At 51.9% G+C, this 14,654-nt stretch carries 12 protein-coding genes; 8 read left to right on the top strand and 4 right to left on the bottom strand.

Annotated elements, in window-relative coordinates; translation table 11 throughout:
* Positions 1 to 400: 400 nt before the first annotated feature.
* Together JUF22_RS02945 and JUF22_RS02940 are read left to right on the top strand one after the other, a co-directional pair.
* The gene (locus JUF22_RS02945; protein ID WP_203643125.1) at positions 401 to 1,516 is read left to right on the top strand and encodes a YibE/F family protein; all 1,116 of its coding nucleotides are present in this window, start codon (positions 401 to 403) and stop codon (positions 1,514 to 1,516) included.
* Positions 1,513 to 2,292 (top strand): YibE/F family protein, encoded by a 780-nt coding sequence (locus JUF22_RS02940; protein ID WP_203643122.1) that lies wholly within the window; start codon positions 1,513 to 1,515, stop codon positions 2,290 to 2,292. Before JUF22_RS02945 ends, JUF22_RS02940 begins: the two co-directional genes overlap by 4 nt.
* A gap of 51 nt (positions 2,293 to 2,343) precedes the next feature.
* Here JUF22_RS02940 and JUF22_RS02935 read toward each other — a convergent pair whose 3' ends face one another.
* The 3 genes from JUF22_RS02935 to JUF22_RS02925 all read right to left on the bottom strand — a co-directional run bounded on the left by JUF22_RS02935 (position 2,344) and on the right by JUF22_RS02925 (position 6,419).
* On the bottom strand, positions 2,344 to 3,612 hold the full coding sequence (locus JUF22_RS02935; protein WP_203643119.1) for an SH3-like domain-containing protein: 1,269 nt from the start codon (positions 3,610 to 3,612) through the stop codon (positions 2,344 to 2,346).
* A 475-nt stretch (positions 3,613 to 4,087) separates the two neighbouring features.
* Positions 4,088 to 5,176, bottom strand: a complete 1,089-nt coding sequence (locus tag JUF22_RS02930; RefSeq protein WP_203643116.1) for a peptidoglycan recognition protein family protein — start codon at positions 5,174 to 5,176, stop codon at positions 4,088 to 4,090.
* 754 nt (positions 5,177 to 5,930) lie between these two features.
* On the bottom strand, positions 5,931 to 6,419 hold the full coding sequence (locus JUF22_RS02925; RefSeq protein WP_225418118.1) for a Fur family transcriptional regulator: 489 nt from the start codon (positions 6,417 to 6,419) through the stop codon (positions 5,931 to 5,933).
* Between the two features lie 376 nt (positions 6,420 to 6,795).
* Here JUF22_RS02925 and JUF22_RS02920 point away from each other — a divergent pair, with 376 nt between their 5' ends.
* The 5 genes from JUF22_RS02920 (at position 6,796) to JUF22_RS13760 (ending at position 12,395) form a co-directional block, all read left to right on the top strand.
* Positions 6,796 to 7,482 carry a VIT1/CCC1 transporter family protein gene (locus tag JUF22_RS02920; protein WP_203643091.1) on the top strand — a complete coding sequence of 229 codons (687 nt, stop codon included), beginning with the start codon at positions 6,796 to 6,798 and terminating at the stop codon, positions 7,480 to 7,482.
* 28 nt (positions 7,483 to 7,510) lie between these two features.
* Entirely contained in the window at positions 7,511 to 8,218 is a 708-nt protein-coding gene (locus JUF22_RS02915; protein WP_203643089.1) for a VIT1/CCC1 transporter family protein, read from the top strand.
* An 832-nt stretch (positions 8,219 to 9,050) separates the two neighbouring features.
* The gene (locus JUF22_RS02910; RefSeq protein ID WP_373306101.1) at positions 9,051 to 10,640 is read left to right on the top strand and encodes an APC family permease; all 1,590 of its coding nucleotides are present in this window, start codon (positions 9,051 to 9,053) and stop codon (positions 10,638 to 10,640) included.
* Positions 10,641 to 11,033: 393 nt separating this feature from the next.
* Positions 11,034 to 11,321 (top strand): hypothetical protein, encoded by a 288-nt coding sequence (locus JUF22_RS02905; protein WP_203643087.1) that lies wholly within the window; start codon positions 11,034 to 11,036, stop codon positions 11,319 to 11,321.
* A gap of 276 nt (positions 11,322 to 11,597) precedes the next feature.
* Entirely contained in the window at positions 11,598 to 12,395 is a 798-nt protein-coding gene (locus tag JUF22_RS13760; protein WP_236000696.1) for a hypothetical protein, read from the top strand.
* 48 nt (positions 12,396 to 12,443) lie between these two features.
* Here JUF22_RS13760 and JUF22_RS02895 read toward each other — a convergent pair whose 3' ends face one another.
* A complete protein-coding gene (locus JUF22_RS02895; RefSeq protein ID WP_203643085.1) occupies positions 12,444 to 12,893 on the bottom strand; it encodes a GNAT family N-acetyltransferase in 450 nt (149 codons plus the stop codon).
* A gap of 278 nt (positions 12,894 to 13,171) precedes the next feature.
* Here JUF22_RS02895 and JUF22_RS02890 point away from each other — a divergent pair, with 278 nt between their 5' ends.
* The gene (locus JUF22_RS02890; RefSeq protein WP_203643084.1) at positions 13,172 to 14,218 is read left to right on the top strand and encodes a lactonase family protein; all 1,047 of its coding nucleotides are present in this window, start codon (positions 13,172 to 13,174) and stop codon (positions 14,216 to 14,218) included.
* Positions 14,219 to 14,654: the final 436 nt, after the last annotated feature.

The raw sequence follows: 14,654 nt of genomic DNA, 5'->3' as shown, positions 1-14,654 counted from the left end.
AAAACGCACCAACAATTATAAATTGTCAGTGCGTTCTATGGTATTGGCGTCCAGCTTACTTTTTGTTCTTTAACCAACGTTGTAAGTCAGAAATTTCGTCGCGGCGCTTACGGTCCTTTTTACGGTTAACCTTGCGGCGGCCTTGTACGCCATTTGGATGTGCTTTTCTCATTGTAAAAACCCTCGCTTAATTAAAATAACAATCGACTGTAAGTGTACTGGTTTTTATTCGAAAATGCAAGGCTTTCACGGGATTTAGCTGGGTTCGACCACTCTGGAGCCTTGACAGAACGCGGGTTGCTGTGATTTTGTTAAAATTTTCCGGGAAGCCAATTCAACCTGTCAGAAAGTGGTATATTGGGTTCAACGCGGCAAATGCGGTGAGAAAGGGACGGGCAACATGCAATTTTTTAAAACGAAAAAGGGACGTTGGTGGACCTGGGTCCTGGCCATTTTGGTCGGTGGCCTGCTGGTCTGGGGCACCCAACACGATGCGGCCATTTACAGCGACCCCATTATGCAGGTGACCAGCGTTGACACGGGGGCGGCGACCAAGGAGACGGATGACTTCCACAACGTTGACCGCCAAACCAAGCAGACGCTGCACGGCAAAATTTTAAACGGTACTTATAAGGGGCAACGGCTGACCGTGACCAACACGTATTCTCAGTCGGGCGCCATGGATCAACGCTACCACGTCGGCAGCCAACTCTTCGTGGTGGTCCATGCCCACAGCGCGACTCATTTGACGGCGAGTGCCAAGGATGTAAAGCGTGACGCACCGTTAGTCTTCATGATCTGGCTGGTCGTCGGGTTACTTCTATTGATTATGCAGTTCAGCGGGTTCATGGCCTTTCTGAGCGTGGCGGCGAACGGGGTCCTCTTCCTGATTGCGATTCTGTTAAATGGTTCAACGCAGGGGGCACAGGTGCTGTGGATCTTCGGCAGCCTCTCCGTGGTATTTGCGACGCTGACCCTGTGGCTGGTGCTGGGGGCCAACCGGCAAATGCTGATCACCCTGGCGACCACACTGGGGGGCACGGCCTTGGCGTTGGTGACGGCGTTGTTGGTCTTCCATTTCACCCACGAAAAGGGGATGTACTACGAGTCCATGCAGTACGTGACCCAATTGCCACGGCCACTATTTCTGGCCGAGACCTTGCTGGGGTCCTTGGGGGCCGTGATGGACGAGTCAACCGACATTATCTCGTCGCTCTTCGCGTTGAAACGGGAGCGCCCGGAGCTGTCGGCAACGCAGATTTTTAAATCGGGTCGGCAAATCGGCAGTACCATCATGGGGCCACTGATCAACGTGCTCTTCTTCATTTTCGTGGCCGATACCTTCCCGATGGCGATGCTGTACCTGAAAAATGGCAACAGCTGGGGCTACACCTTCTCGATGAACATGTCGATGGGCGTCGTCCAAAGCTTGATCAGTGGGATTGGCATCGTCTTGGCGGTACCGCTAGCGAGCTTCTTGGCTAGCCGGTTCATGGCAAAGAAGGTGACCGCATGAGTACGATTAGTGTTTTGGGGCTCGTCCTCTTGATTTTGATGGTCCTCGTCGGTGGCAAGGCCGGGGCCCAGTCGTTTCTGGCACTGATTTTAAACTTCGGCCTGTTGTACTTGGCCATTGTCTTGGTGGCCTTTCAATTTTCACCATTGATCGTCACGCTGGTCGTGGGGATGCTGGTGCTGGCACTGACCATCTTCATGAGCAGTGGCGACGATCTCTCCAGCACGGTGGCCTTCATCGCGTCGGCCGTGGTGCTGGTCATGCTGATCATTTTGATTGTGCCGGTCGAACACTGGGCACTGGTCCAGGGATTCGGCCCCGAGGACAGTGAAGACCTGGAAGGCCTCTCCGTCTTGGTCGGGGTGAACTTTGTGCAGGTAACCACCGCCACAGCCATTCTCAGCACGCTGGGGGCCATTGCCGAGGCAGCCATGGCCATTTCAGCCGGGCTCAGTGAAATCCTTGAGCAACACCCGCAGGTCGCTTTAAAGGCCTTGCTGGGAGATGGTATCGCCGTGGGCAAGCAAATCATCGGGACCACGTTTAATACGTTGTTCTTCGGTTTCTTCGGCGGTTTCCTGGCCTTGTTCATCTGGTTCACCGGGGTTCACTACTCGGTGGGTGAAATCTTAAACGATAAAATATTTGTCTCTGAAATCTTGATGATTCTCTTTGCCATGGTCAGCGTGATTCTGACCGTGCCCATCACGACGTGGGTCATGACCCGTGCCGTGGCCGGTCAACGGAAACGGGCGGCCAAGGATACTTCTAAATAGGCAGTCAAAAGGCCTGCACTGGACGTTGATCCGGTGCAGGTCTTTTCGTGTCTATTCCAAGGATGCCATGCCCGAACTCTTCATGACGGCGTAACCAGAGTGGGAAACGGAAATGGTCCCGTAGGTCGATTCGGGGTCCTCCAAGCCGTCTTCTAGATAGTATAGTTCATCCGAGTTTTTGTCATTAAAGGCGGCGTAGCGCGAGTTGTCGTCCCAATAATCCAAGGTCCCTGGCTTAGGATTGACCGTGACGCTCTTTAAGCCCTTGGCGTTGTGCACACTTTTGACGACGTGATAATAGTGGTCATAGAACTTTGCGGTGACCACCCGATTATTTTTGATGATGAACAGGTTGGGGTAAAAGAGATAGCTCATCGCCAGACTGCGTGTCAGCCGGCCGTAACGGTCGTAAACGTTGTAGACGCGTTGGGACAGGTGATAGCCATGTCGCGTGGCCAACGGTTGAATCTGCCGGGTTAGGCGTTCGTGCTGTTGGACGTGTAGGAGGCGGGTGACAGGGCTGATGTATTTACCCTGAGAAAGTTGGTGGCTTTTGCGCACCCAACCAATTGGCCCCTTTTTGTTGTGCAGGTACAGGTACGTGCGTCCTTGGTTATTGGTGGCTTCGCGGGTGGCATAAAGTTGTTGGTACATGTAGGGACTCACGTCATTGCTGGTGACGTTGGGCTGACTACCGGGAATGGCGTTCCAGACCCGCATGACCGTCATTTTGTAGGTGTTCGCCATGTGGTAGCCGTCAAACATATTGAGGTAATAGGGCACGTTGGCTAATTTTTTCCGGTGAACGACGGGTTGGACCTCGTGAAGCGCTTGGATGGGGACGTACCCGGTGATGGGTTCGTAGTCAAAATCATAGACTGCTAGTTGCGTCGGGGCGGGGGCCTGACTGAGCGGCTTATACGTGTCGTATAGGTCGTACATCCGCACGGCGACGAGGGTCTGCTTACTCCCATAATAGGTTCGAACGGCCATAAAATTGTAGCGGTGTGCGTGCTCTTCTGATGCCAAGTCACCCAAGATGGACGTGTGTTTCTCACGGTCCGTTAGCTCGTAGTAGCCACGAACTTTTTTGTCGAGGCGGTAGGCGATGTGTCGATCGTCGGTCACGACTTTCTGCAGGGTGCCCAATTTGTCACGGAGATTCTGGAGTTTGCGATGGGTCTTGGCCTGTTGACGAAGAGTACTGACAGCAGACTGGTCAGCGGCCGATGCTGGCGTGTATGAGTTTACAGCGCCTAAACAAGTCACGAGACTACTAAGCAGGATGAATTTTCCTATCCGAAATTTTGAAGTAACCATATATGTTTCCTCCCCAATGGTTTAATAAGGATATTGTAGCAAGGAGGTCTTAAGACGGGGGCAAGTTTTCGGTAAGGTTTGTTTAAGGTGACAGGGGAGCTTAAAACTGACAAAGGCTGGAAGCGTAAATAGAAAAAATGAGAATTGGCGGTAGTCGGTACAGTTCGCAACGGACTTGAAAGGGCTAGGACTGTTTTGTTTGCGTGATCAGTGTCAGTGACCAGAGGTGGGCCAAACTGCTCAGCTGTGTCGGTGGCCTTGGCTGAGGTTCTTTCTCAGCCTAGCCCACGGGGCAACCTTTGAGACCGGTTTGTGGCTCAAAGTTGAGGTGGAAGCCCGCTCCACAGGCTGGAACCGACCCCACAGCAGGGCAGTTTGAGCCCACCGCCGGGAACGAACAGATCCAGCAGACCATGCAACGCAAAAAAAACGGTCCCGCCAATGAAGGGGGACCGTTCAGGGATGTCACGTTTAATTAGTTACTGCTGCTAGCACTGCTAGTTTCAGTCGTGCTGGCACCGGTACTAGAAGCAGCGGAAGTTGGCACCGTGCTTTCGGAACTGGCACTGGAGCTTGAGCTGGTTGTCGTCGTAGCTGGCACGTTCTTCACGCCAGTCAGATTTTCGGAGTAAACCCAGTAGCGGGTCTTGCTCTTGGTGTTCTTAGAAGTTCTGATGCGGTACCAGGTTTGACCGGTACTCTTCTTAGCCTGCATGTCGATGTAGTAGGTCTTCCCAACCTTAGGGGAAATCTTGGACCACTTTTGACGCTTGGCGTTCTTGCTGACGTTCTTCACGTGATTGTAGAGGTTAAACTTCTTGTACTTGCTGCTTAACTTCGCTTGTTTGTTCACTGAAGTATATTTAGCACTCACCAACTTGGTGTGTTTAACGTTCATGGCGTTATAGTATTTCTGAACCATTTCGTAGAACATTGCCATGGTGTACTTTTGACCGAAGTACTTGCTACCGGCGCTAGCGTAGTAGCCAACCGGGTCGGTATGGGTGGAGCCACCAAGATGTTTGGCAACTGAACCATGTGACCAGACCGTCCCCTTACCATCGTAAGCGGCATCGTTTGGTTTCAAGTTGTATTCGTTTAAGAGGTAAGCCGTATACCAAGCCGCGTTGGAAACTTCATGGGCAAAGGCAGACTTACTGTGAACTTCGACCTGTTCAAATTGGACGAAGCGGGCGTTCCCAGGGAACCCAACACCCCAAGCTAAGTAGTCGGTGTTGGCGATGTTGATGATCCGGGAGCCATCAACGAAACTGTGCACGAAGGCGTTGTTGTAGTTACGCTTCATGTAGGCAATTTCGTTGTAAATCGTTGAAGAAGGATTGGCCGTTTCGTGAATCACGACCCCTTCAGGCTTAGCCTTGCCGTGACGGTACTTGTTCTTTGGAAAGCCGCTCCAGATGGACTTGGTTACCTTAGCTGGTGTGATTTTCTCACTACTAATGTAACTATTGACCTTAGAACTAGCAGATGCTGTCGTGGTAGACAAGCCTAAAACGCCGGCGGCTCCCAGAGTAGCCAGTGCAGTTAAAACGATTTTATGCATTTTCACCGTGATCATCCCTCAAATCTTTCGTCGTTATTTTTTATGACAACCGGTTTCCCCGGTTGCTCAGTCGTTATTGCTTAATATTCGTTATCAACTATATACATTATCAGTGGCCACGACAACCGTCAGACGGGGCTTTATGCGTAATATTACGCGGCTTATATCGACGGTGACGGCGTTTGTTCGGGGTGTTTGCAAATAGATTAAAACTTAGCGTCACCTGTAATGTGGCTGTAACATTGCCACGCCGGGCCTGCGGGCACTTTCTATGAAAAGGATTGTGAAAATTAGGAAGGCCAACGGTTGGAAGGGCTAACAAGCCAAAGGTAGGCACTAAAAATCAGCTAACCCTAGGCGCCGTAGCACTCTAACTAAGCGGTCGACCAAAGAAAAAGCCTAGGCAGTGTCGCCTGGGCCAAGTGGTCATCAGTAAGTGTATAAGTTGTTTTAATCTTGTATAGAATGGAATCGAATCAAATTGAATTCATTCCAACTAGAGGAGGGTCACACGACACCGAGCACAACAGAAATGGTATGGCCAGTGTCAGTGACCAGAGGTGGGCCAAACTGCCCAGCTGTGTCGGTGGCCTTGGCTGAGGTTCTTTCTCAGCCTAGCCCATGGGGCAACCTTTGAGACCGATTTGTGGCTCAAAGTTGAGGTGGAAGCCCGCACCACAGGCCGCAGTCGTTCCCCACAGCAGGGCAGTTTGAGCCCACCGCCGGGAACGAACCCCAAACACAAGGACAAGACCTATTTCTGTTGCGCCCAGGTCTGGCGTTGCGGATCGATGTGAAGTTTCTGCTGGCACTCGGGGCACAACCCGTAAACTTCCACATGATTACTCGTCACGAGGTAGCCGGTCTGCTCGCTGGCCTGTTGATTCAGTTCGTTTTCAATTTTAGAAAAGTCAGGTGTGAAGACGTCGGTAATCTTGCCACAGTTTTCACAGATGACGTGGTAGTGGGGCCGCCCGTAGAAATCGTAGCGAATCCCCCCGTTGTCGTTGGGCAATTCAATGACGATGCCCAAGTCCACCAATAGGTTTAAGGTGTTGTAGACGGTCGCCATGCTAAGGTTGGGTAGCTCGGTCGCCAGGGCACTGAAAATCGTGTCGACGGACGGGTGATTGTGATGAGTCACGAGGTAGGTCAAGATGACCTGCCGCTGCGGGGTGACCCGGACGTGGTGTTCTTTTAAAGTTTGTAGTGCGTGCGTTAAAAGCTGTTGCTGACCAGCCAAGGGTAGTCCCTCCTTATATATGATGAGCCAGTTAGGCAGGTCGGGGGCGTGTCCACCCCGAAAAAAACTCGACCTGACCATTATAACCATCTTCCATAGAAACAGTAAATCCTTTTTTGGAATCAATCTAGTTTGACTCTATTAAACCACATTTAGCCAGGAGTTCCAGTAAAACGCCTTATTTAGAATCAATCGCATTTATTTTAAGAAAATGGCCAATTTAAGTTTACATTTCCTAGTCAGGTGAGTACAATGGATTTTGGCTACAGTTAATAACGATTCTAATCTAGCAGAAAGTGTTAGTTATCCCGAACTTTTATTTCTGCTAGTGTTAAAATGAAACATGAGTGTTAAAAACTATCTGGGGGCGGATACGATGAAGAAAGCAAAGAAGCCAGCAACCTTGGCGCAACGGATCAACGTGTTACGGGCGAGCGTCATGGGCGCCAATGATGGCATCCTGTCAGTAGCTGGGATTGTTGTGGGGGTGGCCGGCGCGGCGACCAGCAGTTATGCCATCTTTATTTCTGGGATTGCCGGCATGATTGCCGGGACGGTGTCGATGGCCATGGGTGAGTACGTCTCGGTCAACACGCAAAAGGATGCGCAACGCAAAGCGATTGAAACGCAGACGGTGGCGTTGGATGAAGACTATGAGGGCGAGTACGGGTTTGTCCGGGATAAATACCTGGCCAGCGGCATTCAGCCAGAGTTGGCGGAACAGGCGACTAAGGAAATGATGGCAGATGACCCAGTCAAGACGACCGTGCGGGAACGGTTTGGCTTTAACGTCGGGGAGTACACCAATCCATTTTCTGCGGCCATTGCGTCAATGATTTCATTTCCGACCGGTTCGATTTTGCCGCTAGTCTCTATCAGTTTATTACCAAAGAATTGGCGGATCATTGGGACCTTCCTAGCCGTGGTGGTGGCGTTATCGATTACCGGTTACGTGGCGGCGGTTTTGGGAAATGCCAACCGGCGTAACGGGACCGCCCGAAACGTGATTGCGGGGATCTTAACCATGTTAGTCACGTACGGCATTGGCCGGTTATTTGCGTAAGCGTCAGGCATAAGGGAGGATATACACAATGGTTGCGAATCAAGAATTGAAAACGAAGAAGCAAAAGAAACAGCTGACCATGGATGAAAAATTAAACACCTTACGGGCCGGCGTCTTAGGCTCAAACGATGGGATTCTGACCGTCGTTGGGGTGCTGTTCAGTGTGGCGGCAGCGACGACGAACCAGTTCACTATTTTTATCGCCGGGCTGTCGGACCTGTTAGCCTGTGCGTTTTCCATGGCGTCCGGCGAATACGCCTCGGTCAGCACGCAAAAGGATACAGAAAAAGCCGCGGTCGCTAAGGAAGCGGCGCTGTTAAAATCAAACTACAACGATCAGCAGGCGGCCGTGCAACAGTTTTATGAAGACCGCGGCGTGTCTGCGAAAACGTCGCTAGCGATTGCCCAAGACTTGATGGCCAAGGACGCGTTGAAGACGGTGGTCAACGTGAAGGATGACATCCAACTGGGCCATTACATGAACCCGTGGGATGCCGCGTTCTCTTCATTATTTGCGGCTAGTCTGGGGGGCATCTTCCCCTTGGCGGCCATGACCCTCTTCCCAGCCGCGACGCAGTGGCCCGCAACCATCGTGGCCGTGCTGATTTCGGTGACGTTGACTGGGTTCCTGAGCGCTAAGCTGGGGCATGGGCTGGTTAAGACGGCTATTATTCGGAATTTAATCGTGGGAATCATCACGATGTTTATCCACTACTACGTCGGCCAATTCTTCTAAACGGGTTGAACTGGCGTGTTTACTTCGCCTCCGGGCTGGTGAAAACTGGGCCGTGACGCTGTGGGCGCAAGTCCGAAGCCTGAGAAGCGGTCTTCGGACTTACTTTGAGCCGAAGTTCACGTCTCAAAGATAGCAGTTGCCTAAGCGGGAGACCCGCTAAGGCAACTCCCACGGCTTAGCCCATTTTCACCAGCCCTGCGGCTGACATGGATTTAACCCGTTGAGCTGACTTTCCTTTGGTTTGATGGAATTGAGATGGTCGTGGTGGAGTCCGTTCCCGGCGGCGCGCTCAAGGCGCCTTGCTGTGGGGCCGGTTCCAGCCGGAGGGCGGGCTTCCACCTCAACTTTGAGCCTGAGGGGCGGTCTCAAAGATTGTCCCATGCTCTAAGATGAGTGAGAAACCTCAGCTAAGACCATCGACACAGCCGGGCACCTTGGCTCGCCTCTGGTCACTTCCACGAACGGTCCGGTTTTCCCAGCCCTGTGGTTGACACGGGTTTAACCCGTTAGCTGATCGATTGTGTGACACTGGCTGACTGGGAAGATTATTACCAAGAGTTATCTATCTTTATGAGACAAGCTATTTTACTTATAACTAACGACAGGCAGTGCGACTATTCTTTGGAGATATGTCTGCTGCCTGTTTTGGTTTTGTCATGAGATATGGGTCAGCGCCTTCTAAGCAAAGACTTTGCACTTTCTTATTGCAATGCCAGATAGCAAGTGTAAAATAAGTCGAACATATCAGAAGTAGTTTTGGGGGTTGGTCAGTGCGACCGGCTACCGATCACTGTTTTGAGTAATTTTTTTTTTTGAAAGTGAGGAATTTGGCTTGAAGCGCAAGATGAGTTTGTTTTCGCTAGTCATGTTAACGCTGAGTGCCATCATTGGCTCGGGTTGGCTGTTTGGAGCGGGGATGGCCGCCCAGATTGCCGGTCCGGCCGCAGTCTTATCATGGATTTTAGGGGCCGTGGTCATTGGCCTGATTGCCCTGAATTATATCGAGTTGGGGACCATGTTTCCGACCAGCGGGGGGATGAGCCAGTACGCGGCCTTCTCCCACGGGCCCTTGTTGGGGTTCGTTGCCGGATGGGCGAACTGGTTGTCACTCTTAACCATTATCCCGATTGAGGCCGTGGCGGCCGTACAGTACATGGCGTCCTGGCCGTGGTCATGGGCCAACTGGACCCGGGGATTTTTGAAAAATGGCAATATCACCAACGAAGGGTTAGTCATTGTCTTTTTGTTTATCCTAGCCTTTACGTTGCTAAACTTTTGGTCAGTCAAATTACTGACACGTTTTACCAGTTTCATTTCAATCTTTAAATTACTGATTCCCACGCTGACGATTATCGTGCTGATTTGGACTGGGTTTGATCCCCACAATTTCAGCCAGACAGCGGGCTTCATGCCGGGGGGCAGTGCGTCGATTTTCTCGGCCACGACCGCCGCAGGGATTATTTTCTCCTACAATGCCTTTCAAACGACCATTAATATGGGCAATGAAATCGAGCATCCGGAGCGCAATATTCTCTGGGGCATCGTGATTGCCTTTGGGATTAGCACCGTCATCTACACGATGCTGCAGGTGGCCTTCATTGGCGCCGTCCCCGCTGGCAACCTGGCACACGGCTGGCAAGGGGTCAACTTCCAGTCACCATTCGCCGACCTGGCCATTCTCTTGAATCTGGGCTGGCTGTCGACGTTGCTGTACCTGGACGCCTTCGTCTCGCCATTTGGGACCGGGGTCTCGTTCGTGGCTACCACGAGTCGGGCGCTGGCCGCGATGACGGGGACCAAGCACATGCCGACGCGGTTGGGTGAAATCAATCGGAAATACCAAACGCCACGGCGGGCGATGATTGTCGACATGTTTCTGGGCGTCGTGCTGGTCGCGGGCTTCCGGAACTGGAGTGCTTTATCAAATGTCATCTCCACGTCCACGTTGATTGCTTATCTGACGGGACCGGTCACGGTGGCAGCGCTGCGGCATCAAGGCAAAAAGTTTGTCCGACCATTTCGCCTGCAAGGCCTACATTGGTGGGCACCGCTGGCTTACATTTTAGCCAGTCTGGCCATCTACTGGGCCAAGTGGCCGACGACGATTGAGGTCTTCGGCGTGATTGCGTTGGGCCTGGTGTTCTACGTGTATTACGAAGTCCGGCAACCGGCTGGCTGGCGGGCGTTACGCGCGAGTCTCAAAGGGAGTCGGTGGTTGTTGGCCGAAATGATTTGGCTGACGATTATGTCGTTGGTTGGAAGCCATGAGTTTGGCGGTGTTGGCTGGTTGCCATATCCGTTGGACTTTGTGGTAGTGGCGTTGGGAAGCCTGGGGTGTTACTACCTGGGCGTGCACGACGCTTATTACAGCGAGTCGTTCAGCATCGCCGAAGAACTAAACCAGCGCGTCACCGAGGATTAAACTAAACGTCTTACCATCGCCTCCGGACTGGTGAAAATGGGCCGTGACGCTGTGGGCGCACGTCCGAAGCCTGAGAAGCGGTCTTCGAACTTACTTTGAGCCGAAGACCACGTTTCAAAGATAGCAGTTGCCTAAGCGGTAAACCGCTAAGGCAACTCCCACGGCTTAGCCCATTTTCACCAGCCCTGCGGCTGACGTGGGTTTAACCCGGTGACTTACGAGTAACTGGGGTGTTGCTCTGGTAGGTCTGTGAACTTGAGAGATGCGCCCCGGGTCACTGCCACGATCGATCCAGTTTTCCCAGCCCTGCGGCTGACACGGGTTTGAATGGTGACTTGCATGTCTATTGACCTGCTGGGAGTTTAGAATGAATCTGTGTGAGAGGGAGTACTCATGAAACCAAAAATGAAATCAATTATGGCATTACATGTCTCACAGAAAGCTAAAGCTGTAAAAGGATTTGGAGCATTAAAAACACTGGATCGAAATCGAATAGCTTCTGCTAGATTCTTATTTGCTACTAGAGAACAGAAACAAATGGATGACCAATCTACGTTCACGCGGGTGCAGCCTGACATACGTCCTGAAATCCAAAAGGAAATTGATGATGTTGTTAATGAAACTGCAAAATTAACAACTATTCGCAACAAAGAAGACCTTTTCAAGTCTTTAGGTATTTAGTTTTCAATCTTCAGCTCGTGAACTTAGGAATGACTAAACGGAGTCTTGCCAATAGGCAGGGCTCTTTTATTGTTGGAAGTTTCACCGAATTATTTTGTCCTCACTCGCAGCGGCAGTAACTGACGGTGAAAGTCTATCTCAAGGGACCATTTCTGGCTCTGGTGGCTACCTCTTTACGTACGGGGATTGCTTAATTTTGCGCAACGATTGAAAAATTCCAGTAGACTTTAACTCGTTTCCCACCTAAACTAAAAGGAGAATCGGGGAGGTTTGAACATGAAACAATTTGTTAAGGGAATCATTGCGTTAGGCGTCGGTGTCAGTTTAGTTGGCGGCCTGGGGACGGTTACGGCTTCAGCTAAGTCGCAGTATTCGGCCAGTCGGTCCAAGTCCGTTCGGTTGGTTTGGCGTGCTAGCATGAAGCGGCACGCGCTGACCGCCGTAAAGGGGAGTCGGTACTCCAAGCATTTGGGCACCTGGTATGGGTACAACAGCAGTCTGCCAGATGTGACGTGGTACACGAATGCCCATGAAAAGCTGTACGACGTGGCTACCGGGAAATACTTAATTTACTATCACGTGAACAGCGCCGATGGCCAGCACGGTGGGTGGATCTGGCGCGGCTACTTGAAGTCCGCAGCCAGCACGCCCGCAGCGGCAACGACTTCGACGATGAACTGGGCAACGGCCACCAAGACGGCCGGGCTACAACCAACCGACATCAGTTTGATGAAGTTGTTCCCACATGCGGCCTACGACAGTGACCTGATGGCCGTGGTTAATCAGGTCTTTGCCTCAGCGGACAATCAGCCCATTTTGACGGAGCAGATTACTAGTGCCGAAGATGACTTTGATCAGCTGTTGACCGCTAACAACGCCAGCTACAGTGCCCTTTACCTGGTGAGGTTCCATGTGAGCGACCCGACCAACGCGGCCGCGGTCAAGCAGGCGGTGGATGGGCAGTTGACTGCCCAACAGCAAAAAGACCTACAACGGTGGCAGATTGCCGGTAAGATTGGCACGCCAACGGGCACCACTGGTGGCACGGGATTATTAGTTTTTGCCTCGAAATAAGAAAAAAGCCCATTTCGCGTAGAAATGGGCTTTTGTTTACACTTATTTTTAGCGGCGGAACGTCCAGCGCCACTGGCCGTCTGCTTGTACGAAGCCAGCAGCGGCCAGTACGGCATCGTCTAATTTACCGGCGCTGGTCAGGGTCATGTCCGTCAGTTGGAGTTCTTCGTGGCCGAAATGAACCAGCCGGTCAACGATTTCCTGTTGTTCGTTGACCGGTACGCGCTTGCCGTTGAAGCCAATTTTACCGGTGTGAGCGGTCAGGTCGAGGTCACTGAAGCCGCCCCAGGCAATGAGTTTGTGGGTCCGGCGCCGTTCGATGCCCCAGGTGAGCGCGGAACGGTCCATGGTGTCGTGCATGGTGGCGTTGACCCAGTCGGCAGTGGCCCCCAGGTCGTTAGCGGTGAGATCCGCCACATTTTTTAAGTTGAATTGGGTGAGCCAGTCGAAACGAAATTGCGGTGTCAAAAGGGGATGATACCCTTCGAAACTAGACATGTGCGGTGAGTCCTTTCTTGGCAGTCATTCTGTAGGTACGGACATTGGCTTAGGGATAAGGGGTTCTGGTCAGTGTGAGCCGACCGTCAAACGACTTATTCTTTAAGCGAGTGGTTATATTACATCATACTAATCTCAGGGGGCGGTTGCAACTAAGTTTCAGAGATATTTGGCAACTACCGGGGTGACTGCCCAAGGTAAAATGACTTCACCGGCCTTTGTCTGCCAGCTGTGCTATACTTAAGAGTGATATTGGCAAGTTGAAAGGGGCAGCACACATGACGGAAGATTTTTACATTGGAACTTATACCAAGCGCATTAGTCGTGGGATTTACCGGGTAACCGTAGACACCGCAGCGCCTAAGTTAATGGACTGCGAATGGTTAGCATCAGCTGGGAGCCCGACTTACATCGCAAAGGCTGCAGCTAAGCGCCTGTACGTCATCAACAAAAAAGAAACGGATGGCACGACCCACGGTGGGTTGATCATCTATGATGTATCTGAAGAAAAGCCACGGGCCATTCAACAGGTCTTGGAATTGGGCGCCTCACCAGCCTATGTATCAGTTGATGAAGCTCGGCAGTTGGTCTACACGGCCAATTACCACACGGCCGCTGTGACGGTCTACGCCATCGCCACTGACGGGACGTTGAAGGAAACGGATAGAGTCGTTGACCAAGATCCCGTTGGTCCAGCGCCCGAACAAGCTGACGGTCCTCATCCGCATTTCGCTGACCTGACGCCGGACAACCGTTTAGTCGTTTGTGACTTAGGGTCCGACAAGGTTTACGTATACGACGTTTCTGATGATGGCAAATTATCTCCCGTCAGTCAACTCGACATGCCAGCCGGCTACGGCCCACGGCACATCGTCTTCGATGACAAAAAGGGTGTCGCTTACCTCGTTGGCGAATTAAGCAGCAACGTAGCCACGTTAAGCTACGACGCTACCACCGGCAAATTGGCTGTGAAGAGTATCATCTCCACGATTCCAGCCGACTGGACCACGCACAACGGTGCCGCAGCCATTCGCATGAGCCAGGACGGGCGGTTCATTTACGTCTCAAACCGCGGGAACAACTCCCTGGCCGTCTTCGCCACCGCTGATGATGGTACGTTGACGCTGGTTCAACGAATCTCCACGGAAGGTGACTTCCCACGGGACTTCAACTGGACGTCAGACCAAAGCTTACTGTTAGTCGTTAACCAAAACTCCGACAACGCTTCGTTATTCAGTCGCGACGCTGAGAGTGGTAAGTTAACGTTGGCCCAAAAGGACTTCATGGTCCCAGAAGGTGTCAGCGTCTTACCAGCTAAATTCTAAATAGTTAAACGAATAGCGCTTGGGAATTTTTTCCCAGGTGCTATTTTTTATGGCTTAAAATTCTGCGCCTCCGGACTAGTGCAATTCTGCCGTGTGGAGAGTGTCGTTCCCGACGGCAGATTCAACCTTCCCTGCTATGGGGTCGGTTCCAGCCGAAGGGCGGGCTTCCACCTCAACTTTGAGCCTAAGGAGCGGTCTCAAAGGTTGCCCCGTGGGCTAGGCTGGGAAAAATCTCCCCAGCCAAGACCACCGACACAGCTGGGAAAGTTGATCTGCCTCTGGTCACTAACATGGAGCAGCGTGGCTAATTTTCACCAGTCCTGCGGCGGATAGCGATTGTGCCACGCAATCTAGTGACGTGTTGTGAGAAAATTTCTCCAGCAGCCAGTGACGTTAACCAGTCGTGACTTGGTTTGATTTCGCAAATCAAGAATGA

The organism is Levilactobacillus lanxiensis (assembly GCF_016861655.1).
Classification (GTDB): domain Bacteria; phylum Bacillota; class Bacilli; order Lactobacillales; family Lactobacillaceae; genus Levilactobacillus; species Levilactobacillus lanxiensis.
Note: the sequence above shows the minus strand (reverse complement) of the source record. Positions and strands in the feature narration are given on the sequence as shown.